At 65.7% G+C, this 22,320-nt stretch carries 23 protein-coding genes, 1 tRNA gene and 1 other RNA gene; 17 read left to right on the top strand and 8 right to left on the bottom strand.

What is annotated here, in order from left to right; all coding sequences use genetic code 11:
* The first annotated feature begins 185 nt into the window (after window positions 1–185).
* From FA85_RS03005 to FA85_RS02995, 3 genes are all read left to right on the top strand, one after another.
* Window positions 186–434, top strand: a complete 249-nt coding sequence (locus tag FA85_RS03005; RefSeq protein WP_139382678.1) for a hypothetical protein — start codon at window positions 186–188, stop codon at window positions 432–434.
* A 73-nt stretch (window positions 435–507) separates the two neighbouring features.
* Complete coding sequence (locus tag FA85_RS03000) at window positions 508–687, top strand: DUF3606 domain-containing protein (RefSeq protein WP_036112099.1); 180 nt, start codon at window positions 508–510, stop codon at window positions 685–687.
* Complete coding sequence (locus FA85_RS02995) at window positions 684–899, top strand: hypothetical protein (protein WP_036112102.1); 216 nt, start codon at window positions 684–686, stop codon at window positions 897–899. The genes FA85_RS03000 and FA85_RS02995 overlap by 4 nt, the downstream gene beginning before the upstream one ends.
* A gap of 128 nt (window positions 900–1,027) precedes the next feature.
* Here the strand turns inward: FA85_RS02995 and FA85_RS02990 are convergent, their stop codons facing one another.
* Window positions 1,028–1,903 carry a hypothetical protein gene (locus tag FA85_RS02990; protein ID WP_156108702.1) on the bottom strand — a complete coding sequence of 292 codons (876 nt, stop codon included), beginning with the start codon at window positions 1,901–1,903 and terminating at the stop codon, window positions 1,028–1,030.
* A 291-nt stretch (window positions 1,904–2,194) separates the two neighbouring features.
* On the opposite strand from FA85_RS02990, the gene FA85_RS20745 reads away from it, so the two are divergent.
* The gene (locus FA85_RS20745; protein WP_197056478.1) at window positions 2,195–3,178 is read left to right on the top strand and encodes an alpha/beta hydrolase; all 984 of its coding nucleotides are present in this window, start codon (window positions 2,195–2,197) and stop codon (window positions 3,176–3,178) included.
* Between the two features lie 20 nt (window positions 3,179–3,198).
* On the opposite strand, the gene FA85_RS02980 is transcribed toward FA85_RS20745, so the two are convergent.
* Entirely contained in the window at window positions 3,199–3,441 is a 243-nt protein-coding gene (locus FA85_RS02980; protein WP_036112106.1) for a hypothetical protein, read from the bottom strand.
* Between the two features lie 158 nt (window positions 3,442–3,599).
* Here FA85_RS02980 and FA85_RS02975 point away from each other — a divergent pair, with 158 nt between their 5' ends.
* A complete protein-coding gene (locus FA85_RS02975; RefSeq protein ID WP_051943467.1) occupies window positions 3,600–4,307 on the top strand; it encodes a class I SAM-dependent methyltransferase in 708 nt (235 codons plus the stop codon).
* Here the strand turns inward: FA85_RS02975 and FA85_RS02970 are convergent.
* Genes FA85_RS02970 through FA85_RS02960 form a run of 3 tightly spaced genes read right to left on the bottom strand, consistent with a single transcriptional unit; the run spans window position 4,292 to window position 8,186 of the window.
* Window positions 4,292–5,806 carry a porin gene (locus FA85_RS02970; RefSeq protein WP_081907417.1) on the bottom strand — a complete coding sequence of 505 codons (1,515 nt, stop codon included), beginning with the start codon at window positions 5,804–5,806 and terminating at the stop codon, window positions 4,292–4,294. The genes FA85_RS02975 and FA85_RS02970 overlap by 16 nt on opposite strands.
* Window positions 5,807–5,832: 26 nt before the next feature.
* Window positions 5,833–6,861, bottom strand: a complete 1,029-nt coding sequence (locus FA85_RS02965) for an alpha/beta hydrolase (RefSeq protein ID WP_036112109.1) — start codon at window positions 6,859–6,861, stop codon at window positions 5,833–5,835.
* Window positions 6,858–8,186: a dicarboxylate/amino acid:cation symporter gene (locus FA85_RS02960; RefSeq protein ID WP_036112112.1), complete on the bottom strand. Its 1,329-nt coding sequence runs from the start codon at window positions 8,184–8,186 to the stop codon at window positions 6,858–6,860. Before FA85_RS02960 ends, FA85_RS02965 begins: the two co-directional genes overlap by 4 nt.
* 115 nt (window positions 8,187–8,301) lie before the next feature.
* Here FA85_RS02960 and FA85_RS02955 point away from each other — a divergent pair, with 115 nt between their 5' ends.
* Window positions 8,302–10,935 carry a hybrid sensor histidine kinase/response regulator gene (locus FA85_RS02955; protein WP_036112115.1) on the top strand — a complete coding sequence of 878 codons (2,634 nt, stop codon included), beginning with the start codon at window positions 8,302–8,304 and terminating at the stop codon, window positions 10,933–10,935.
* 9 nt (window positions 10,936–10,944) lie between these two features.
* On the opposite strand, the gene FA85_RS02950 is transcribed toward FA85_RS02955, so the two are convergent.
* Window positions 10,945–11,598, bottom strand: a complete 654-nt coding sequence (locus tag FA85_RS02950) for a response regulator (RefSeq protein ID WP_036112119.1) — start codon at window positions 11,596–11,598, stop codon at window positions 10,945–10,947.
* 102 nt (window positions 11,599–11,700) lie between these two features.
* On the opposite strand from FA85_RS02950, the gene FA85_RS02945 reads away from it, so the two are divergent.
* Both FA85_RS02945 and FA85_RS02940 read left to right on the top strand, forming a co-directional pair.
* On the top strand, window positions 11,701–12,717 hold the full coding sequence (locus tag FA85_RS02945) for a YihY/virulence factor BrkB family protein (RefSeq protein WP_081907418.1): 1,017 nt from the start codon (window positions 11,701–11,703) through the stop codon (window positions 12,715–12,717).
* A gap of 82 nt (window positions 12,718–12,799) precedes the next feature.
* Window positions 12,800–14,083: an Nramp family divalent metal transporter gene (locus tag FA85_RS02940; protein WP_036112121.1), complete on the top strand. Its 1,284-nt coding sequence runs from the start codon at window positions 12,800–12,802 to the stop codon at window positions 14,081–14,083.
* Between the two features lie 14 nt (window positions 14,084–14,097).
* On the opposite strand, the gene FA85_RS02935 is transcribed toward FA85_RS02940, so the two are convergent.
* Window positions 14,098–15,051: an NAD-dependent epimerase/dehydratase family protein gene (locus tag FA85_RS02935; protein ID WP_036112124.1), complete on the bottom strand. Its 954-nt coding sequence runs from the start codon at window positions 15,049–15,051 to the stop codon at window positions 14,098–14,100.
* Between the two features lie 89 nt (window positions 15,052–15,140).
* On the opposite strand from FA85_RS02935, the gene FA85_RS02930 reads away from it, so the two are divergent.
* On the top strand, window positions 15,141–16,064 hold the full coding sequence (locus FA85_RS02930) for a LysR family transcriptional regulator (RefSeq protein WP_036112128.1): 924 nt from the start codon (window positions 15,141–15,143) through the stop codon (window positions 16,062–16,064).
* A gap of 17 nt (window positions 16,065–16,081) precedes the next feature.
* Window positions 16,082–16,486, top strand: coding sequence for a DUF6165 family protein (locus FA85_RS02925; RefSeq protein ID WP_036112131.1), 405 nt, complete (start codon window positions 16,082–16,084; stop codon window positions 16,484–16,486).
* Here the strand turns inward: FA85_RS02925 and FA85_RS02920 are convergent, their stop codons facing one another.
* Window positions 16,487–17,563, bottom strand: coding sequence for a glycosyltransferase family 9 protein (locus tag FA85_RS02920; protein ID WP_239709079.1), 1,077 nt, complete (start codon window positions 17,561–17,563; stop codon window positions 16,487–16,489).
* Window positions 17,564–17,606: 43 nt separating this feature from the next.
* Between FA85_RS02920 and FA85_RS02915 the strand changes: the two genes are divergently transcribed.
* From FA85_RS02915 to recR, 7 genes are all read left to right on the top strand, one after another.
* On the top strand, window positions 17,607–18,335 hold the full coding sequence (locus FA85_RS02915) for a 3-deoxy-D-manno-octulosonic acid kinase (protein WP_036112134.1): 729 nt from the start codon (window positions 17,607–17,609) through the stop codon (window positions 18,333–18,335).
* Window positions 18,332–19,090: an MBL fold metallo-hydrolase gene (locus tag FA85_RS02910; protein ID WP_036112136.1), complete on the top strand. Its 759-nt coding sequence runs from the start codon at window positions 18,332–18,334 to the stop codon at window positions 19,088–19,090. Before FA85_RS02915 ends, FA85_RS02910 begins: the two co-directional genes overlap by 4 nt.
* Before the next feature lie 80 nt (window positions 19,091–19,170).
* Window positions 19,171–19,261, top strand: a tRNA-Ser gene (locus FA85_RS02905).
* Between the two features lie 230 nt (window positions 19,262–19,491).
* Window positions 19,492–19,588: signal recognition particle sRNA small type (gene ffs / locus FA85_RS21345), an RNA gene on the top strand.
* A gap of 76 nt (window positions 19,589–19,664) precedes the next feature.
* Entirely contained in the window at window positions 19,665–21,362 is a 1,698-nt protein-coding gene (gene dnaX / locus FA85_RS02900) for a DNA polymerase III subunit gamma/tau (protein WP_036129106.1), read from the top strand.
* Window positions 21,359–21,682 (top strand): YbaB/EbfC family nucleoid-associated protein, encoded by a 324-nt coding sequence (locus FA85_RS02895; RefSeq protein WP_036112141.1) that lies wholly within the window; start codon window positions 21,359–21,361, stop codon window positions 21,680–21,682. Before dnaX ends, FA85_RS02895 begins: the two co-directional genes overlap by 4 nt.
* Before the next feature lie 19 nt (window positions 21,683–21,701).
* Window positions 21,702–22,304, top strand: a complete 603-nt coding sequence (gene recR, locus FA85_RS02890; RefSeq protein WP_036112145.1) for a recombination mediator RecR — start codon at window positions 21,702–21,704, stop codon at window positions 22,302–22,304.
* Window positions 22,305–22,320 lie beyond the last annotated feature (16 nt).

Raw genomic sequence — 22,320 nt, 5'->3', positions numbered from 1 at the left:
TCCGTGTATTCCACCATCTGAAATGCCGGGGGATTGTATCTCCGCATCCGCTGGCGAGGGCGCCGGTACCGTCCTGGACGAAGCGAAAGGGGTGGAAACCTACCGAGAGTCGTGGGTGGCACCACGCCCCTTCACACAATCGCCGTCCCAACAGAGCAGTATCACGTCTGAAGGGAGGGTCGCACATGCGAGGTATGGTTGCCTGGTACCACCACGAGCTTCGTGTCGCACTCATCGAGCGAATCGCGGGGTTTACCGTAGGTACGCTGGAAGAAGGCCTTATTTCGCCGGGCGACGTCCTGTCAGGCGACCTGCGCACGTTTGGCTGCAGCCGTCTCAACAACGAAACAACCGGAAAATCCCTGCTTTTCGACGTCGAGGCCGAAGCGCTGACGGAAGAGGAAGCGACCGATCTCCTTGCCTTCATCCGCTGAACTTTCGCGCCAGATCCACAAACGCTCGACGTTTCGTCTGCCACGTTTGGCCACCTTCAACGAGGCGCAGGCTATGAGCGACGACACCAGCAAGCGCGGCCCCGGCGATGCGCAGCGCATTAATGTCCATGAGGATTACGAGGTCGAATACTGGACCCGGATTCTCGGCGTGTCGGAAGACAAGCTTCGGGAGACAGTGAAGCGCGTCGGCATCATGACGGACGATGTCCGGAAGGCATTGGGCAAGGCATGACGGAAGAAGTGCTGATCTACATCTCGCCGCCGTCGACGGCGCGAGGCCCATGGCGTGTACGCTCGGATCATCGTCCGGTCGACGAGGTCCGCTCCGAACGTGAAGCGATCGAGCTTGCCGGCAATTACGCGCGGATGGTCGAGCGCGCCGGTGGCACGGTAGTGGTCAAGGTCGAGCGCCAGGATGGCTGCTGGGAAACGTACAAGGCCTAGCCCTACAGCCAACCGCAAGTTGTTTTTTAGCGTTTACCCGGTTTGCCAGCGCGTTGCACTCGCACTGGAAGCGATCAGCGCAAAGGCCGGACACTCTCCTGTGTCCGGCACGTTTGCTGTGATGGCGCTTACGGCTCGACCAGCGCCGTCGACCCATATGCCTCGCCGATAGCACGCTGAAACGCATCGATCTGACTGGACGACTCCGGCGAGAGGCGCGTCTTGTCGTTGATCGCCATCGCGCCTCTGGAGAACGCCATGCTCAGCGTGAAATTTTCTTTCTGCAGGGCTTCCTGGTCTGACGCATCTTTGGCCTTCAGATACTTCGCGTAGTTTTCGCGCAGCGGTTCCGCCAGCTTCTCCAGAGCCGGATCGTCGATCGGCGGCAGAGTCGGGGAGAGGACGGTCAGCTTGTGAACGACAGGCGACGGGTTCTTCGGACGATTCGCTTCGAAGTAGCCTTTCGCGTCCGCATTCTTTTCGAAGAATGCGATGAAGTCCTTCGCACGAAAGACCTTGTTATGCACCGTGTTATTCAGACCGTTGTCGTGCTCGGTCACACTGTCGGGAAGCTCTTCGTCCACGCCATACGTCCAGTCCTTGTCGATGAAAAGAGCGTTCGACTGCTTCATGGTGCCTTCGAACGTCACGCCGTCGAGTACGATGGTGTCGAGCTTGCCCTGGTAGCCAGGCGACTTGGTATTCACCTTCTCGAAGCTCTGGCGATAAATCACATAGTCACTCAGCGTCGGGTTGATGATGCCGCCCCGACCGCGATAGTACGAGATGAACCGGATGTCGCCGACGACGTCCCCTTTCATGGTGTGTTCTCCCGCGCTGAGCGACACGCTCTCGGCGTCATTCGCGGGGACCTCGTATGCCTTACCGTCGATGGTCAGCGATAGCGGCTTATCCGTCGGGTTGTCGATGGAGTAGCTGGCGCTGCGGTCGCCGCAACCGGCGAGAAGGGCAACGAGGAGCAACGGGATAAGTCTTTTTTTCACGGAGTTCACTATGGGGACGATCTTTCGATGGGCCGGCGAGGCTAACAAACGTCGCAGGATTTCGCGAGGTCGTCGATACGGTACCAGCAGGGTGCTTCATCCAAATTCGATACGGGGAGCGTCGTTGACCTAACGGCAGGCGACGATGCGTGGAGCTGGCCAGCGCGGCTTTGCGGTCAGTCGTGCGCGAAGCGAGGCGAGCCGTGTAACCCTCGCGCTTCGAGCATGCGACACTTGTCCCTGATCCGAGGGGGATATTCAGTGACGAAAATGCTAGCAGGGCTTCTGTGCGTGGCTGCGGCGATGGGGTGCGCAGCGTCGGGCACAGCTGCGGGGAGTGTCATCACCGACCCCGTCTACACCCATGCCGCGCGTCTTGTGGACATCGGCAGCGGCCAGAGGCTGAACCTATACTGCACCGGGCAGGGCTCGCCCACTGTGGTGATGGATGCCGGGATGGGCGACTCGACGGTGTCCTGGGCGCTGGTGCAGCCTGAGCTGTCGAAGCGCGGCCGGGTATGTTCCTTCGATCGCGCCGGCCTCGGGTTCAGCGATGCCGCGCGTCGGCCTGGCACGCCAGTGAACGCCTCGGAAGATCTGCACGCTCTGCTAAATGCCGCAGGTGAGAAACCGCCGTTCATCCTGGTGGGCCACTCGCTGGCTGGCTTGAACGTGCGTGTCTACGCGGACAAGTATCGCGACCAGGTGATCGCCTTGGTCATCGTGGAAGGCTCGCACGAGGATCAGTCAGAGGAGGGCTGGGCCATCGGTGCGCCGGATCAGAAGGCGAAATACGACGCCTATCTGAAGGACGCACACGGATGCATCGACGCCGCTCGAAAAGGTCTTAAGAAAGGAACGCCGGAGTATGCGAAGTGCGTCGGCACGACCGACGATCCACGCTTCAGCCCGGCAATCGACAACGCTCAGGCAGCGTATGGAAGCACCGAGCGCTGGCAGGCAGCGATCGCGTCGGAGCGGGAAAACGTCTACTACACCAGCGCCGACGAGACCCGGGCTACCCGGAAGGACTTCGGCGACATGCCTCTCATCGTGCTGACGCATTCGCCGTATCCGAAGCGCGATGACGAAACGCAGGAGGAACGCTATCGCCGGACCCTTTCATGGGAGGGGATGCACACGCGCGTCGCGGCGATGTCCACGCGTGGTATCAACATCATCGTCCCGGACGCCGGGCACTACATCCAGTACGACAAGCCACAAGTCGTGATCGACGCGGTCGATCAGGCACGCTGGCTCAGTCAGCGGCACTAGATCGACGGGACGGATTCCGCTCACGCCTCTAGCGGATCGTCCTCATGCAGTTCGTCCATCCAGCCTTTTCGTCGGTGCAGCACCCACTCGACATGCTGGGAGAACAGCACATCGATGGTGCCGCCCTGGTGCATCGAGGCGAGACGGTGCTCGGTGACGTTGCCGAGGTGCTCGGCCTGTTCGGCATAGCCAACGATACCCTCGCGTTCGAGTTGGGCGAGGACGGCAGTCAGATTGGTGTGGCGGGCGTGCTGGACGGGCATGGTTGGTCGGCTCAGCGTGTTTGTTAGTGGATCGGCGTGGGTCGGCCAGGCTTTAGGGTGCAATTGTGAAAGAGGTGGCGCCGACGTTCCGCTACCCTGCGCACGGATTGCGGCATCGATCTCCTCACATCGCACTCATCCGCCCCCGGAACCCGCCAATGACATTGCAAGAAGACAAGGATTACGACAGCCAGTCCGTCTATTCCCCGTTGACCCTGGCCATTTACGACACGCTCGTCCTGCGTATCTCCAACCCCGCCGTGTGGCGCTGTCCGACCTCACGGATCCTCGGGATCTACGACAGTTACGTAAGTTCTAACCATCTGGATGTAGGTGTCGGCACGGGGTGGTATCTGGATCATTGCCGCTTCCCGGCCGCGCCGCGGCTGGCGCTGATGGACCTCAACCGCAATGCCCTGCGCTCGGCGGCGAAGCGGGTGGAGCGCTACGCGCCCGAGAGCCACGTGGCCGACGTGTTGCAGCCGGTGCGACCGGTAGGCGAGCCGTTCGCGTCCATCGGCCTGACCTATCTGCTGCACTGCCTGCCGGGCAACATGCCCGGGAAGGCCCGTGTTTTCGACCACATGCTGCCGTTGCTCGCTCCGGGTGGCGTGATCTTCGGTGCGACCATCCTGGCGGAAGGTGTGGTGCGTAGCGGTGCGGCCGTGCGGCTGATGGCGTTCTATAACCGCAAGGGTATCTTCGGTAACGCGACGGACAGCCTGGATGATCTGCGGGCCGAACTCACGAAGCGTTTCGACAAGGTCGACATCACCGTCGTCGGCTGCGTGGCGCTGTTCGTAGCCTCGGCGCCGCGATCTTTCCGGCCCGTCCTGCAACAGGTGCCGGCTCAGAAGACGACCTGAGCCCGCACCGCCACCGAATTACCGGCGTCAGGCCCGGTAAAACTGCCCACCTGGTTATCCGTATTCCAGTGGACATAGTTGAGCATCAGCCGCGACCAGTCGTTGAGGTACCAGTTCACGCCGAGCGTATAGCTCTTGCCGATACCGCCGCGCGGTGCGTCCGCGTAGTCGTAATGGTCGACACGCCCGGCGAGCTCGAAGGCACCCCAGCCGCCCGACGTCACCGGGTTGTTCACCTTCACCGCTTTCCAGCTGCCCGAACGGCTGGAGAACCCTGGCGCTTCGCCGGTAATCATCCAGCCGGCGGCGAAACTGGACCCGTGCCGCGTGACCGAGTCGGCGGTGCTCGAATCGATGGTTCGCTTGCCGTACTCGGTCATCAGCCAGAAGTTGCGCAGTACCCCGCCCAGTTCATAGCCCTTGCCACGATCCTGCGTGGGATTGGCGATGGAGCTGGCCGATACCGCGAGGTTGTCATTGTAGTCGAGCGCGATGGCCGGCGTGTTGTTGATGCTGGTGACGCCGTCGCTGATCTTCTCGTAGTAGTACCAGCCACCCACATGCAGGAAGCCGTTTTCGGTCTTCCACGGATTCCAGTGCGCGCGGGTGAGGTACGTGGTCGAGTCGGTGCGCGTGCCCGACGTGGAACTGTTCGGGGCGTTGCCGTTGATCGACAGGCTGTAATGCCAGTTGTTGCCGTACATCCGCATCTGTGCGCCCATGCCGAAGTAGCTGACGACGGGCTGGCCCACCGCGGTCGCGGCGTTGCGCAGCATGAAGGGCACGCGCGCCGATTCGGACGAGCCTTCGGTGCCGAGATCCTTGAGGAAGTTGCCGAGATAGAACTTCGTCGTGTTGCCGAACAGCTTCGCGGTGTACGTGAGGTAGGTCTGGCGCAGGGCGACGACGTTATCGGCGAAGTCCGCTTCGACGTGGTAACCGAGTGCGCCGACGGTGCCTTCGCCGCCGAGGCGCGCGCTGGTGATCTGCGCCCCGTTGATGTTGCGTGTGTCGTAATTCGATCCGCTGGTACGGGTGAAGTCGATCAGGAGGCGACCGTCGGGCTTGAAGGTGAAGAAGCCATCGTCGCTGCGGAACAGCGGGCCGGCTTCGCCGCCGAGGCCCCAGCGCGTGCTGCCACCGGAGGATTTCGTTGCGCCACCGCGCGCCATGGCGACGGCGATCTCGCTCTCGCGCGTGTCGGCGATGGCCGCGTCGACCTGCGCCTGGCGGCGGTCGTCCTCGCTGGCAACTGGCTGCGTGTTGGTGGGCGTGACGGGAGTACCGACACCGGCGGAGGCCATGGCGGGAGCATGCGTCTGGCCTTCCACCACGGCAAGGCGCTGCTTCAACGCATCGATCTGCGCGGCCTGCTGCCTGATCAGTTTCAACAATTCGGCGTTGGTCACCTTGTCGGCGGCCATCGACGGCGCGGACATGCCGCTGGCAAAGAGTACGGCGGCGATCGCCGGATAGAGGCGGGACTGGCTTGTCTTCATGGCATGCGTCTCGTCGTCGGTGGCGATCAGTTGTCGTCCGGAATCGCATCGCTGGCCGCGGGCGCGGCATTCGACGGCGATGTGGCGGGCACGGCGAACGGGCCGGTGTCGACGGCGTTGAAGAAGCCTGCACGACGTGCCCAGGCGGCGAACAAGCGAGGCCATTGCGCCGGCGCCGAGCCGGGATCGCCGAGACCCCACCCATGACCACCCTTGTCGAACACATGCATTTCGGTGTCGACATCGTTCTTGTGCAGGGCGTCGAACATCACCAGGCTGTTACCGATGTTGGCGATCGGGTCGTCGGCGGCCTGCGCGAGAAAGGTCGGCGGCGTGTCGTGCGTCACGTGGAGCTCGACCGAATAGGCCTGCACCGCATCGGACTGCGTGGACAGTTCGCGGCTGGACCGTGTGGTATCGAAGGGCTTCTGCAACGAGATCACCGGGTAGATCAGCCCGGCGAAATCCGGTCGTGCCGACTGTTGGTCCGCCGCGTCGACGGCGGGATAGAACGCATCGGCAAAGCGCGTCTCGGCGATACCGGCAAGATTGCCACCCGCCGAGAACCCGACCACACCCACGCGCTTCGGATCGATGCCGAGCTCGCTGGCATGCGCACGCAAAACGCGGATCGCGCGCTGCGCATCCTGGAATGGCGCGACGGCCGGCCAGTGATCGGCGGGCAGGCGGTAATAAAGCACCACCGGTGTGACGCCCAGCGCCGCCAGCCATTTCGCCGTCGGGATCACCTCATGCCCGATCCCGATACGGAAATAGCCGCCGCCGCCGATGAGGATCACCGCCGCGCCATTCGGGCGGGCGGGGCGATATACCTCGATACGCGGGCGGCTGACGTTGGAGACCGCGCCGACACCGGTACCGCTCTGGCCGATACGCTCCGGCCCCTTCGGACCGCTGCCGCCGCCCGGCGGACTGCCGGGCCACAGATCGATGGAGGTAGGTTTACCGGCATCCGGCGCGGCCTGCGCGGCCACCTGGCCGGTGCACGCGAGACCGATGGCCGCGGCGAGTAGCGCGACGCGAAGCAAGCTCATGACTGTTTCCCCTGTGAAGCGACGAGCGTGGGCGCGCGGTTCTCCGCGCGAGACGACAGGGCAGCGTCCAGAGCCTTGCGATCCAGCGCGCCTTCCCAGCGTGCGACGACCACGGTAGCCACGGCGTTGCCGATGAAATTGGTGAGCGAGCGGCACTCGCTCATGAACCGATCGACGCCGAGGATCAGCGCCATGCCCGCAACCGGCAGCGAGGGCACCACGGACAGGGTCGCCGCGAGCGTGACGAATCCCGCACCGGTGACGCCCGCCGCGCCCTTCGAGCTGACCATCGCCACTAGCAACAGGGCGACCTGTTCACCGAGCGTCAGCGGTGTGTTTGTCGCCTGCGCGATGAACAACGCGGCCAGGGTCATGTAGATGTTGGTGCCATCCAGATTGAACGAGTAACCGGTGGGCACGACCAGGCCGACGACGGACTTGTCGCAACCGGCACGCTCCATCTTCTCCATCAGCGACGGAAGTGCGGCCTCCGACGACGAGGTGCCGAGTACCAGCAACAGCTCCGCCTTGAGATAGCGCAGCAGCCTGAAAATCGAGAATCCGGCCAGCCTGGCGACCGTGCCCAGCACCACCACGATGAACAGGATCGCCGTGCCGTAGAACGTGGCGACCAGAAACAACAGGTTCGACAGCGACTCGATGCCATAGCGCCCGATGGTGAACGCGATGGCGCCGAAGGCACCGATGGGTGCGGCCTTCATCAGCAGATGCACCAGCGTGAACACCGGCGCGGTCAGCGACTCGAAGAAGGAGACGACCGGCTTCGCGCGCTCGCCGGCCATCGTCAGCGAGATGCCGAACAGCACCGCGAACAGCAGCACCTGCAGGATATTGCCCGAGGTGAACGCGCCGACCACCGTGTCCGGAATGATGTCGAGCAGGAAGCCGGTCAGCGAGATATCGTGCGCCTTGGACGCATAGGTCGCGATTTCCTTCGTCGACAGGGTCGCGGGATCGATGTTCAGACCCGCACCCGGCTGCACCACGTTGGCCACGATCAGGCCGACGATCAGCGCGAGGGTCGAGAAGACCAGAAAGTAGATCATCGCCTTCAGCACGACGCGGCCGACGGCGTTGAGGTGCGGCATGCCGGCGATGCCGGTGACCACGGTGAGGAAGATCACGGGCGCGATGATCATCTTCACCAGCTTGATGAAGGCATCGCCCAGAGGCTTCAGCGACTGGCCGAACGTCGGCCAGAAGTGGCCGAGCAGGGCGCCGAGTGCGATGGCCAGCAGCACCTGGACGTAGGTCTGGCGATAGAAGGGGACAGGTACGACGGGCGAGGCGGAGCGCAGGGACATGGCACGACAACGGCAGCTGCCCTTTTGAGGGCGGGTGCCGTTTTGTACTCCCTGCGGCCGGAACGACCCATAGCACATTCCGGCTAGAGGTCCCGCGCCTGTGCGAGCATGTCGCATGCCCCGATCGCGTCTTGCCCGCTTCGTTACCCTGCTGATCCTGTTGCTGGCCATGGCCGGGAGCGTGGCGCTGGGCGGCTGGTGGGCCTGGCGGCGGGCGCTCGGCGGCATCGCCGCGCAGTCGGCGGACCGGCTCACTCTGCATGCGCTGGCGGTGCAGCGCCTGATCGATCGCTTTACCGTGCTGCCTGACGTGCTGGCGCTGGATCCCGAGCTCAGGGCGGCGTTGTCCGGTCCGACCGCATCCATCGATACGCCAGCGCTCAACCGCAAACTGGAACAGGCCAACGGCGCGGTGCATGCCTCGACGCTGACCCTGCTGGACCGTGACGGCCACGCCGTGGCCGCCAACAACTGGAACACGCCGGAAAGTAACGTCGGTCTGGATTACCGTTTCCGGCCGTACTTTCAGGACGCGATGCGTGATGGCCACTCCACGTTCTACGCGCTGGGCGTATCCACCAACGTGCCGGGCTACTTCATCACCCGCACCGTCGACGACGATAAGGGCCGTCATATCGGTGTGGTCGTGGTCAAGATCACGCTGGACGATGTGCGCCACGACTGGGCGCGCGGAGAGGACATCGTGTTGCTGGCCGACCGGCACGGCGTGGTCTTCCTGGCCAACCGTGGCCCTGAATGGATGTACCGCACCTTGCACGCGCTCGATCCACGGGACGCCTTGTCCATCGATCGCACGCGCCAGTACGGCGGTCGCACGCTTCCCCTGATCGTACGCACCCGGGTGGGAACCGCCGGGGACGGTGCGGATCAGGTAAGGGTGAGGTCGCCCGCGCTGCCTCATGAGGTCATCTGGCGCAGCCTGCCATTACCGCAGCAGGCCTGGACACTGCACCTGCTGGCCGATGCGCGCCCGGCGACCGTGGCGGCACGCAACGCGGCGCTGATCGTACTGGCAGGCTGGCTGCCTGTGATCCTCTTCGGTCTGTTCCTGCAACAGCGGATCCGCCTTGCACGTCTGCGTCTGCGCAGCCGCGAGGAGCTGGAGCGCATGGTCGCGCATCATGCCGCCGCGCTGCGGTCGGCGCAGGACAGCATCGTAGCCGCCGCGCATGAGGCGACCCAGGGGGTGCACGGCAACCTGGAGCACCTGCCGCAAGGCGTAAGCGTCGTCGATGCCTCGCTGCGTCTGGTGGCGTGGAATTCGCGTTACCAGCAGATTTTCGGTTTTCCCGACGACTACATGCGGGCGGGGCGGCCCATCGAGGACATGTTCCGCTTCAACGCACGCCGCGGCCTTCTGGGCCCGGGCGATCCCGAGGAAGCGATTCAGCGTCGTCTCGCCTATCTGCGTGCGGGTAGCCCGCACATGTATGAGCGCGAGCGTCCGGACGGCACGACGTTCGAGATTCGTGGCAACCCGCTGCCGGATGGTGGCTTCGTTACCAGTTATGCCGACATCACCGCGTACAAGGCGGCGGCGCGCGAGTTGCGCTCGCTGGCGACGAGCCTCGAGCAACGCGTCGACGAGCGCACGCGCGATCTCCACGAGGCCAAGGCGGAGGCCGAGCGCGCCAACCGATCCAAGACGCGTTTCATCGCCGCCGCCGTGCATGACCTTCTCCAGCCGTTGAATGCCGCGCGTCTTTTCATCGGTACGCTGGCGGAGGGCCGGCTCGACGCGAACGAGCGCGAACTGGCAGAGCGTGTGCGCAGCGCCCTCGACACGCAGGACGAACTGCTTGCCAGCTTGCTGGACGTGTCCCGTCTGGAGGGCGGTGCGGTCGAGCCCCGTTTCACGGCGGTGGCCCTGGGCCCGATGCTTGCCGATCTGGCCCGCCAGTTTGCCGTGCTGGCCGATTCGCGGGGCCTGCGCCTGCGTTGGGTCGACAGTGCTTTCGTCGTGCGTGCCGATGCCTTGCTGCTTCGCCGCGTGCTACAGAACTTCCTCTCCAACGCGATCCACTACACACCGCGCGGTGGCGTGCTGATTGGTGCGCGGCGGCAGGACGATGCGGTGCGCATCGAGGTCTGGGATACGGGGCTCGGTATTCCGGAGGCGAAAACACGCGCGATCTTCGACGAGTTTCTTCGCCTCGATAACGGGATGGATCGCGATCGTCGCAGTTCGGGGCTCGGTCTCTCCATTGTCGATCGCATCGGTCGGCTGCTTGGAGCGCGTGTCGGCGTGCGCTCCCGGCTGGGGCGCGGCAGCGTGTTCTCCATCGCCGTTCCGGTGTATCGCGGCGATGCCGATGCGGTCGCGCCGGGTGCGAGTGCCGAAGACGAGTCGCCCTTTACGGGGGCGCGTGTGATGCTCGTCGATGCCGACGCCATCACGCGACAGGCGACGGCCCGGCTGTTGTCTTCGTGGGGCTGCGATGTCGTGGCCGTCCCCGGGGCCAGCGCAGCCATGCGTCATGCCGAGACCGACGAGGCACCGTCGATCGTGTTGCTCGAGGATCCGATCGACGGCATGGCTACCGAAGAGCTTCGCGTAGCGCTCGGTTCGCGATGGGGCAGCCTGCCGCCGGTCGTGCTCATCGCGGAGGCGCCCTCGGCATCGGATGTCGAGCGCGCCGCGGCGGCCGGGCTGCGCTACCTGACCAAGCCGCTGGCGCCCGCACGTCTGCGTGCGGTGATGAGCCGGCTGCTGATGCTCGCCGGCTAGCGGGTCGCGTCAGCCGGGATGCGAGCCATCGACACCCTCGTCGATGTCGAGCGACTTCACCAGCACAGCGGCCTGCGTGCGCGAGCGGCATTCGAGCTTGGACAGCACGGCCGTGACGTGAATCTTCACGGTGTTCTCGGCGAGGCCGAGCTCTGCGGCGATCTGCTTGTTGAGCAGACCTTCGGCCATCAGCATGAGCACGCGGAACTGCGCGGGCGTGAGCCGCGCCAGCCGCGCGGCCAGTTGCGCGTCGTCGTCGCTGCGCTCGGCGCGCGCACCCACGAAAGCCGTGCCGCCCTGCATGACCTCGGTCACCGCCTCGCGCAATACCTCGGCGGGTGCGGACTTGGAGACGAATCCCGCCGCGCCGAACTGCTGGGCCCGGCGCACGTTGCGCGGGTGGTCGTTCGAGGAAACCACCAGCACGGGCACGTCGGGGTGCTCGCCGCGCAACCAGAGCAGGGAGGAGAACCCCATGGCGCCCGGCATGGTCAGGTCGAGCAGGACCAGGTCGACGGATTCCCCGGAGGCGAGCACGGTCTCCATGGCGCTGTGGCTGGCGGCTTCCAGCGCACGGCCGCCGCGGAGGGGTTCGGCCAGCGCGTGCAGCAGGGCGCCGCGGAACATCGGGTGGTCGTCGGCGATCAGCAGGGTCAGAGGCATGCACCGATTCTAGGGCCTTGCTTCCACGTTCACATCACGTGCGCTCGCCCTCCCTGAAGGTATGCCTCTGGTGGAAACGCGTAGAACGATCAGGAGAAGGGCATGACCGGCGGCGCTCTCAAACGAACCATCGTCTCGGCGGTGGACGGTTTCAGCGACGATGAGCTGATGACGCGCGCCGCGGCGCTGGCGTTCTACGCGGCGCTGTCGTTCGCGCCGCTCCTGCTCCTGCTGGTCTGGGTCATTTCGCTGCTTCACCCCGAATGGCGTGACCAGCTGACCGAGGCCCTGTCGGCGGTCGTCGGCAGCCGCGCGGCTGGCGCGATCGATTCGGTGATCAACAGCGCCAGGGCGCATCCGCGGATCGGCGACATCGCGGGCGTTATCGGCATCGGCGTGACACTGTTCGCCGCCTCGGCGGTGTTCGCCCAGTTGCAGGGCACCCTCGATCGGGTGTGGCGGGTGAAGGCCCGGCCGGGCGAGGCCGTGGGCGCCTGGCTGCGCGCGCGCGGCCGCGCCTTCGCGCTGCTCGGCGGCATGGCCTTCATGATGATCGTCTCGTTTATCGTCAGCGCGATCATCCAGACCATGATCCGCGGTGACTCCACCGCCTGGAAGGCGGTGGAATTCGGTATCTCCGTGGTGGTTTTCGTGGTGGCCTTCGGCGCCATGTACAAGGTGCTCCCCGACGCGGTGATCGACTGGAGCGAGGCGCTGATCGGCGCGGTGCTCACCACGGTGCTGTTCATGGTTGGCAAGTACGCTATCGGCCTCTATATCCAGTATTCGGATGTCGGCGGCGCGTACGGACCGGCCGGTGCCTTCGTGGTGTTGCTCACGTGGACCTATTACTCATCGATCATCGTCCTGCTCGGCGCGGAGCTGACCCGTGGCGTTGCCGATGCCCGCGGCAAGCCGATCCGGCCCAGCACGCACGCGGTCGAGATCGAGGCGGCGCCGGCCGAGGTGCAGCACGGGCTGAAGCGGCCGGTGCGCCAGGTCCGGACGCTGAAGGTCTCGTCGCCCGCCGTCGCGGGCTCGCTCATCGCGGCCGGTGTGATCGCCGGACTCGTCTTCGCACCGGGCTCGCGTCGCAAGGCGCGCGGCCGCGGCGTATAACGGGGCATGCATCCCACGCAGCCTCGCCGCGCGTTCACCGCGCGGCGCTCTCTTTTTGTCGTAAGTCCCGCGGATTCATCGCATGCTTGATCAGGTAAGACAGCAGAATCCCGACCCGGCGATGGTCGACGTCCTTTCCGGACGCCGCCGTGGCCTGTCCGCGCTGCTGCCATTCGCGGGGCCGGCAATGGTGGTCTCGGTCGCGTATATCGATCCGGGCAACTTCGCCACGAATATCCAGGCGGGCGCTCGCTACGGCTATGCGTTGCTCTGGGTGGTGCTTCTGGCCAATCTGGTCGCGATGTTGTTCCAGAGCCTCTCCGCCCGGCTGGGAATCGTCACGGGCCGCAATCTCGCGGAGCTTTGTCGGGATCGCCTGCCGAGACCGCTGGTCTATCTGATGTGGGTGGTGAGCGAACTGGCGGCGATGGCTACCGATCTCGCCGAATTCCTCGGCGGGGCGATCGGCCTGAGCCTGTTGTTTCACATGCCGCTGCTGGTGGGCATGGGAATCACCGGCATCGTCACGTACGCGCTGCTGATGCTGGAAGGCAAAGGCTACCGGCGGCTCGAACTGACCATCGGTGCGCTGGTCGGCGTGGTCGGACTGTCGTATCTCGTGGAGCTGTTCATCGCGCCGGTGGGCTGGAAGTCGCTGGGCCAGCAGATTTTCGTGCCGAGCATTCCGGACAGCGCCGCCATCGCCATCGCCGTGGGCATCATCGGCGCCACGGTGATGCCGCATGCGCTGTTTCTCCACTCGGGGCTGACCGAGCGTCGGGCGCAGCCGAAGAACGACAGCGAGCGCCGGCGGATCATCCGCCTGTCCAACCTCGAGGTGATCCTGGCGCTGGCCGTCGCGGGCCTGATCAACCTCGCCATGGTGGTGATGGCGGCCGGCGCGTTCCACGGCAGCCATCCGGATGTGGCGAAGATCGAAACCGCTTATCAGACACTGGTACCGCTGCTTGGCGGCGCTGCCGCGACGATCTTCCTGGTCTCGCTGGTCGCTTCCGGATTCTCCAGCTCCGTCGTCGGCACCATGGCGGGGCAGATGATCATGCAGGGCTTCGTCGATTTTCGCATCCCGATCTGGCTGCGACGGGCGATCACGATGTTGCCCAGCTTCGCGGTGGTGCTGGCCGGCGTCGATGCGACGCGCGCGCTCGTGCTCAGTCAGGTCGCGCTGAGCATCGCGCTGCCGTTCCCGATGATCGCACTGGTGTGGTTCACCAGTCGGCGCGACGTCATGGGTGCCTTCCGCAACGGGATGCTCGTGGTGGGTCTCGCCGCGCTCGCCGCACTGGTGGTGCTCGGGCTCAACGTACTGCTGCTCATGGACGCGTTCGGCGCCGTCTCGCTCTGAATCGGCGGTCCGAATCAGCGCGTCAGAACACCGAGCGCGTCGAGCGTGACCTTCATCGCCACATCGGGCGGCGTGTCACGGTGTTCCGGCAGGAACGCGCGCAGGCGCTTACCGTCCATCAGCACTTCCTCATTCCACAGGTAGCGCATCTTGCGCACCTCGCGCATCGTCTCGTGAAACGGTGCGGTGAGGTTCACCATCCACCAGGCAAACGGACGCATCCGCAGCGACGGCTTACCTGACGCACGACGGATAGCGGCGTGCAGTTCGTCGCCGGTGAGGGTGTGTCCCCCGAAGTGGAAGCGTGCAAAGGTCTCGAGTTCGTCCTCGCGATCCAGCAACGCCACGAGGGTCGATGCGACGTCGGGCAGATAGGCCCACGCATGCCGCAGCGCCGGCGGACCGGGATAGCGGATCGCGCGCAGCGGTTTGCCGGGCGTCACGATGCCCTGAGCCAGCCAGTTGTTGCCGCCACCCGGCCCATAGAAGTCACCGCAACGAAGCACGAGGCTGCGTACGCCGTCGCGGGCCGCGCGTTGCAGGTGTCGTTCAACGTCGACGCGGATCTCGCCTTTGCGTGACGGCGGATGCTGCGCGGCGTCCTCGGCGATCATGGGATACACGTCGGGCCCGTAGTTGTAGACCGAGCCGGGCAGGACGATGCGTGCTCCGACGGCATGCGCCGCCGCGATGGTGTTGTCGATCATCGGCAGAACGACGCGCTCCCAGTCCTTGTAGCCGGGCGGGTTCACGGCATGGACGATGACTTGCGCCCCGTCGGCCGCGCGGAGCACGTCGGCGGCGACCATGGCGTCGCCTTCGATCCACCGGACGCCATCTCCGGTCTTTCCCGTGTGGCGGGTCAGGGCGTTGACGTTCCAGCGCGCGGCGATCAGGGCGCGGGCCGTTTCGCCGCCGACCCCGCCGGTCGCGCCGAGGACGAGGGCAGTGCGCGGGTGCTGGGTCATGTCCGTACTCCGTTGGGATGGGCAAAGTCTGATGGGTGTGCCCCTGTTCGGGAATTGCGTATCAGTGAACATCTGCTATACGTTTATGTATGGCCAACACCGAGCCCGCCTGGGATCTTTTCCGCTCCTTTCTCGCCGTATTGCGCGAAGGCAGCCTGTCCGGCGCCGCGCGGTCGCTGGACATGACCCAGCCGAGCCTCGGCCGGCATGTGCGGGAGCTGGAGGCGTCGCTTGGCGTTCCGCTGTTCTCCCGCGCATCCCACGGACTCATTCCGACCGACGCGGCGCTGGAGTTGCAGCCTCATGCGCAGGCCATGGCTTCCGCGGCCGCCTCCGTGCTCCGGGTCGCCTCGGGCACGCGTGAGGCATTGCACGGCGTGGTGCGCATCACGGCCAGTGAGGTGGTCGGCGTCGAGATCCTGCCGCCGATGCTTGCAACGTTCCGGCGCGCGCATCCCGGCATCGTCATCGAGCTGTCGACCACCAATCGCACCGAAAATCTGCTGCGTCGGGACGCCGATATCGCCGTTCGCAGCGCGATGCCCGAGCAGGACGCGATGGTCGCCAGGCATGTCTGCGACATACCGCTGGGCTTATACGGTCACCCTGACTACCTCGCTGTGGCTGGCGCGCCCGAACGCGTCGCCGATATCGTCACGCACGCGCTGATCGGTTACGACGAGGAAAAACCGTACATCCGCGCATTGCGGCCGGCCGGTGTCCCGTATTCGCGCGAGCATTTCGCGCTGCGCACGGATAACGATCTGGCCGCGATGGCGGCGATCCGCGCCGGCTTCGGCATCGGCTTCTGTCAGGTGCCGTTGGCGCACCGCATGGGCCTGGTACGCCTACTGCCCGACGAGCTTGAGGTGTGCCTCCCGATCTGGGTCGTCATGCACGAGGACCAGCGCAAGAGCCGTCGTGTCCGGGCCGTATTCGATCATCTCGCCGCCAGCCTCGCCGCCTTCGGGGGCGGCCCTGCGGATGCAAAACTGCTAACCTCCGGCGCCTGACCGACCGGAGATTTGCCATGAGCCTTATCCAGACCCCCGTTTCTTACGGTGAGCTGATCGACAAGATCACGATCCTCCAGATCAAACTGCAGCAGATCAAGGACGCGGCCAAGCTGGCCAATGTGCGCAACGAGCTCGAACTGCTCGAGGCCACGTGGAAGAACGACAGGGCCTCCGGGACCGACATCGCCGACGAGACGTCGCGCCTGCTGGCCGTCAACCAGCGCCTGTGGAAGATCGAAGACGACATCCGCATGAAGGAGCGTGCTCAGGCGTTCGACGACGAATTCATCCAGCTCGCCCGTTCGGTGTACATCGAAAACGACGAGCGCGCGGCGATCAAGCGCGAGATCAACACGAAGCTGGGCTCGACGCTGGTCGAAGAGAAGTCGTATCAGGACTACCGCGCGCCGCAGGCCTGATCAGGCGAGCGGCAGTTTCAGGAAGGCCGCGCAGGCCTCGAAGCGGTCTTTCATGTCGGCGACCTCGACCAGGTCCATGACGCCGGCTTTCTCGATCTTGGTGCCCCAGGGTATTTCGGACGCCGGCTTGCCGAGGAACTTGCGCGACGCCGCGTCGTATCTGTCCACGCACCAGCGACGGTCCGAGTAGGGGCCGGAGCGGTGCGGGTTGCTGGCGGCGTGCAGCCCCAGGACCTTCGTGCCCACCGCGTTGGCCATGTGCATCGGGCCCGAATCCGGCGTGAGGATCATGGCGCTGCGTGCCAGCAGGGCCATGAAACGCTTCAGCGTGTCCTTGCCGGTCAGGTCCAGCGGGGCCGCCTCGGTCGCCGCCAGGATGCTGTCCGCCAGCGCGCGCTCGGGGTCCGACGGACCGCCGACCAGTGCGACACGCATGCCGCGCGCCATCGCGTGGTCGATCAGCGCCGCGTAGCGGTCGACCCGCCAGTTACGCACCGTGTGGCTCGACATCGGACTGACCAGCAGGGTCGGCGCGTCGCCGGGCAGCTGTTCGGCGGCCCACTCGTGGGCGTCGGCGGGCACGGGAATGTCCCAGCGCACCTCCGTCTGCTTCAGGCCCAGCGGCTCGATGAAGCTGGCCATGGCGTCCAGCACGTGCTCCCCCGTGCGGGCTTCGATGCGTTCGTTGACGAAGAGCCCGTGCAGGTCCTTGGAGCGGGCGTGGTCGTAGCCGATGCGGCGATCGGCTTTTACGGCCAGGCTCAGCAGATTCGAGCGCAATGCCACCTGCATGTGCAGCAGGGCGTCGAACCGGCGTCCGGCCAGCGCCTGGCGTACCTCGCGCATGCCTTCCCGGCCCTTGCCCTTATCGAAGGTAATGAACTCGACGCCCGGAAAATCGCCCACGAGCTTGCGCTCGAGCTTGCCGACGAGCCACGTCAGGCGCGTGCCGGGCGACTTTTCCTGAAGGGTGCGGACCAGCGGAATCACGTGCGTCACGTCGCCGATGGCGGAGGTACGCAGGATGCAGAGGCTGGAATCTCCCGACGGGAGTGGACGGCTTGGTAGACTGGACACGATCGGAGTACCGGATGAGTGGCTGCGTAAGGGCGGCCGACGAATGACAGAGCAACGAGTCAAGGAGAGCGCGGGCGGGACGATTCTGTTCGACGCCACCCGTGTATCTCAAGTCGACGCACCCTGGTTCTCGCCCGACTACTGGCGCGAGCGGGGTGCGCTGCGTACGCAATCGGGTGGGCGGGGCGGTGTCGCGGTAATCGATACCCCGGCCGGCGAAGCCGTGCTTCGGCATTATCGCCGCGGTGGTATGGTCGCCCGTCTGCTCGGCGATCGCTACCTCTTTACCGGCCGCCGCCGCACACGCAGTGACCGCGAGTTCCGTCTGCTGGCCGAACTGGAGCGCCGGGGCCTGCCCGTGTCGCCGCCGGTGGCCTCACGCTTCGTTCGTCAGGGCTTCCGTTACTCGGCCGACCTGATCACCTTGCGCATTCCTGCCGCCGCCACGCTGGCCGGGCGCCTTCAGGATGGCGCCTTCAATGCGGCGCTGGCGGGACGGGTCGGCGAGCTGATCGCCCGGTTCCACCGGGAGGGCGCCTGGCATGCCGACCTCAACGCGCACAACATTCTGGTCAATGCCGACGGTCTCTACCTGATCGATTTCGACCGGGGGCGTCTGCGCCGTCCGTCGCGCGGCTGGCGCCATGCCAATCTGTCCCGCCTGAAGCGCTCGCTGGTGAAGCTCGGCGCGCGCGACGCGGCCGGGGACACCTTCGACGCCGAGCTATGGCCGGCCCTGATCGAACACTACGAACGGAGCCTGCGCGCATGACCTGGGACCTGCATTTCCTCGGAACCGGCGCGGCACACGCGGTCGAGCTCGGTTCGTCGGCCGTGGTCGTCGAGCGGGACGGCAAACCGCTGCTGCTGGTCGACTGCGGCCCCGATACCCTCGATCGCTACGTCGCCGCCTACGGCACGCCGCCACCGGCGCTCTACGTCACGCATGTGCACATGGACCATGTCGCGGGCATGGAAAGGTTGTTCTTCCGCCTGTGGTTCGACGAAGCCCTGCGCGGCCGCACCCGGGTTTACCTGCACGCCGCACTCCTGCCGTGGTTGCAGGGAAGGGTGGCCGACTACCCGGGCGCACTGGCCGAGGGCGGCGTGAATTACTGGGAGGCCTTCCATCTGCTGCCCTGCACCCGCGGGTTCTGGCACGAAGGCCATTGGTTCGACGTCTTCCCCACCCGGCATCACGTGCAGGGCACCTCGTACGGCCTGGCGCTGCGTGGCAGCTTCGTCTACACGGGCGATACGCGGCCGGTGCCGGAGGCCCTGGCGCTGCACGGCGCGGCTGGCGAACTGATCGCCCACGACTGCGGCGTCATCGGCAATCCGTCGCATACCGGCGTGGACGATCTGGAGCGCGAGTACGCGCCCGAGGTCACCGCGCGCATGGCCCTGTATCACTACGGCAGCGCCGAAGACGGTGAAACGCTGGTCTCACGCGGCTACCGGATCGCTCATCCGGGGGAACGCCTGGCTCTGCCCGAACCGCAGCCGCCGCGTCCCGGTGCCGGCTGAGGCTTGCCCCGCCGCGGCGGGAACGTTATCCTTCCGCTTCTTTGCCGGACAGGACGCCGGGGAAGAGGATGTGCAAGTGCGGAGAGGTGTCCGAGTGGTTGAAGGAGCACGCCTGGAAAGTGTGTATACCCTAATAAGGTATCGCGGGTTCGAATCCCGCTCTCTCCGCCAAATCTAAAATGCGACACCGTTAAAGGTGGCGCAGAGACAAACGAAGCGAGACCGTGGGAGCGGGATTTGAACCCGCGCGGGTTCGACAAATTTGTCTGGAACAAATTTGGACGACGCGTAGCGTCGGCCCCGTAGCGAAGCGGAGGGGTGAGGGCAGGAGCCCGAACAATCCCGCCCGCACGGTTGCAACACCCTGCTTTTAAATTGATTTACCGTCTTTATGGTGACCCTGTCGGTCCCCCCGCGACGATAGTCCGTAAACTCCGCCAGGTCCGGAAGGAAGCAACGGTAGCGGACGACTCGGGTGCCGGGGTGTGGCTGGCAGGGTCATCGCCTTTTCGGGGCTGGGGTGCGCCCGACGCGTGTCCTTGGCACAATCCACTGTCGCCCCAAGGTAATACGCATGTCCTATCAGGTCCTCGCACGCAAGTGGCGCCCACGCAAGTTCGCTGAACTCGTGGGACAGGAGCACGTGGTCCGCGCGCTTACCAACGCGCTCGACTCCGGTCGCATGCATCACGCCTATCTGTTCACCGGCACCCGTGGTGTCGGCAAGACCACGATCGCCCGCATCTTCGCCAAGTCGCTCAACTGCGAGCGCGGCGAGTCGGCAGACCCGTGCGGCGAATGCGCGGTCTGCACGGCGGTGGATGCGGGTCGCTTCGTCGACCTGCTCGAGATCGACGCGGCCAGCAACACCGGCGTGGACGATGTCCGCGAGGTGATCGAGAACGCGCAGTACGCACCGTCCCGGGGGCGCTTCAAGGTGTACCTGGTGGACGAGGTGCACATGCTCTCGAAGCCGGCGTTCAATGCGCTGCTGAAAACGCTGGAAGAACCGCCCCCGCACGTCAAATTCCTGCTTGCGACCACGGATCCGCAGAAGCTGCCGGTGACCGTGCTGTCCCGCTGCCTCAAGTTCAACCTGAAGCGGCTGCTGCCGGATCAGATCACGGGCCAGATGCGCCACATCCTCGGTGCCGAAGGTATCGAGTACGACGACGAAGCCATCGGCGAACTCGCGCACGGCGCGGACGGCTCGCTGCGCGACGGTCTGTCGCTGCTCGACCAGGCGATCGCCTACGGCGGCGGCGCGGTGCGTGCGGACGATGTGCGCGCCATGCTCGGCAGCGTCGAGCGCGGCCAGGTGCTGGGTGTCCTCGAAGCGCTGGCGGCCGGCGACGGCGCCGCGTTGATGGGCGAAGCCGAGCGCATCGCGTCGTTCTCTCCGGATTTCGCCGGCGTGCTCGACGATCTGGCGACGGTGCTTCATCGCATTCAGCTGATCCAGCTGGTGCCTGGTTATCGCGAAGAAGAGAGCGATGCCGGCCTCGCCGATATCGCCTCGCGCATCGCGCCTGAAGACGTCCAGCTGTATTACCAGATCGCCACCACCAGTCGCCGCGAGTTGCCGATGGCGCCCGACGCGCGCATCGGTTTCGAGATGGCCTTGCTGCGCATGTTCGCCTTCCGTCCGACCGACGGCGGTGGAACCGTGGCGGCGGTCGCCGTGGCACGTGCACCCGTTTCCGCGCCCGCGGAGCGCCCGTCCGCACCAGCGGCGGCAGCGGGAGCGGCACGCCCTGCGGCTCCGGTGCCTCCGGCTGCCGCTCCGGCCACCGCGCGGGCTCCGTCGCGTCCGGCCGCAGCGCCAGCGCCTCCGGCGCCGGAACCCGCCGCGCCCCCCCGGCCGATCAGCATCGGCGCCGATGGTCTGCCGGACTGGCACGACATCGTCGAGCGGGCGAACCTGCGTGGTCCGATCGGCCAGCTGGCGCAAAACTGCTCACTGCGTGAGGTGGACGGCGAGAGCATGGTGCTCGCGCTGCAGCCCCAGCACATGCATCTGGCGGTCGAGCCACTGACCAGCCAGATGGAAGAAAAGGTCTCGCGCGCTCTCGATCGCCGCGTGCGCTTCCGCTTCGTCGCCGACCGGGGCAACCTGGGCACGCCGGCGGAGCGCAGGGCGCAGGCGGCCAGCGACGCGCAGGCCAGGGCGGAAGCCTCGATGGATGCCGACCCCCTTGTACAGGCGCTCAAGCGCGACTTCGACGCGCGCGTCATTCCGCAATCGATCAAACCCGTGGAGCCAGGAACGTGAAAGGTCAAATTGGTCAGCTGATGCAGCAAGCGCAGCGCATGCAGGACGAAATGAAGCGTGCACAGGACGAACTCGCCAAGACGGAAGTCACCGGCTCCGCGGGTGGCGGCCTCGTCACCGTCACGATGACCGGTGGTCACGAAGTGCGCGCCGTCCATATCGATCGCCAGACGTTCGCTGACGATCCGGAGATGGCTGAGGATCTGGTCGCCGCCGCCGTCAACGACGCGGTCAACAAGATCGCCGAGATGAGCCGCACGCGTCTGGGTGGCGTCACCGCCGGCCTGAACCTGCCTCCGGGCATGAAGCTCCCGTTCTGACGGATCGTCCGACGACACGATGAGTAACGGCTCCCGCCTTCTCGGTGAACTGATCGACGCCCTGCGCTGCCTGCCGGGCGTCGGTGCGAAGAGCGCCCAGCGCATGGCCTTCCACCTGCTCGAACGCGAGCGGCAGGGTGGCCTGCGCCTTTCTTCCGCGCTGGAGTCGGCGATGCGCGATGTGGGCAACTGCACGCGCTGCCGCAATTTCAGCGAGACGCCGGTCTGCTCGCTGTGCGCCAGCGCCACGCGCGACAAGCAGGTGCTGTGCATTGTCGAGTCGCCGTCCGATCTCGCGGCCATCGAACAGGCCACCGGCTTTCGCGGTCACTACTTCGTATTGCTGGGACGGCTGTCACCCCTCGACGGGCTGGGTCCCGATGAGCTCGGGTTGCCGTTGCTCGCCGAGCGGCTGGGGGAGGGCGAGATCGAAGAAATGATCATCGCGACCAACCCGACCGTGGAAGGCGAAGCGACCGCCCACTACATCGGGCAGCTGGCGAAGGCCGCGGGTATTCGTGCCACGCGCCTGGCTCATGGCGTGCCGCTGGGTGGTGAACTGGAGTTCGTCGACCGTGGCACGCTCGCTCACGCATTCGGCAGCCGGCAGTCGCTCGGCTGATATCCAGGGAAACCCG

The sequence above is a fragment of the Luteibacter mycovicinus genome (assembly GCF_000745235.1).
Lineage (GTDB): Bacteria > Pseudomonadota > Gammaproteobacteria > Xanthomonadales > Rhodanobacteraceae > Luteibacter > Luteibacter mycovicinus.
This window is presented reverse-complemented; position numbering and strand designations above follow the sequence as displayed.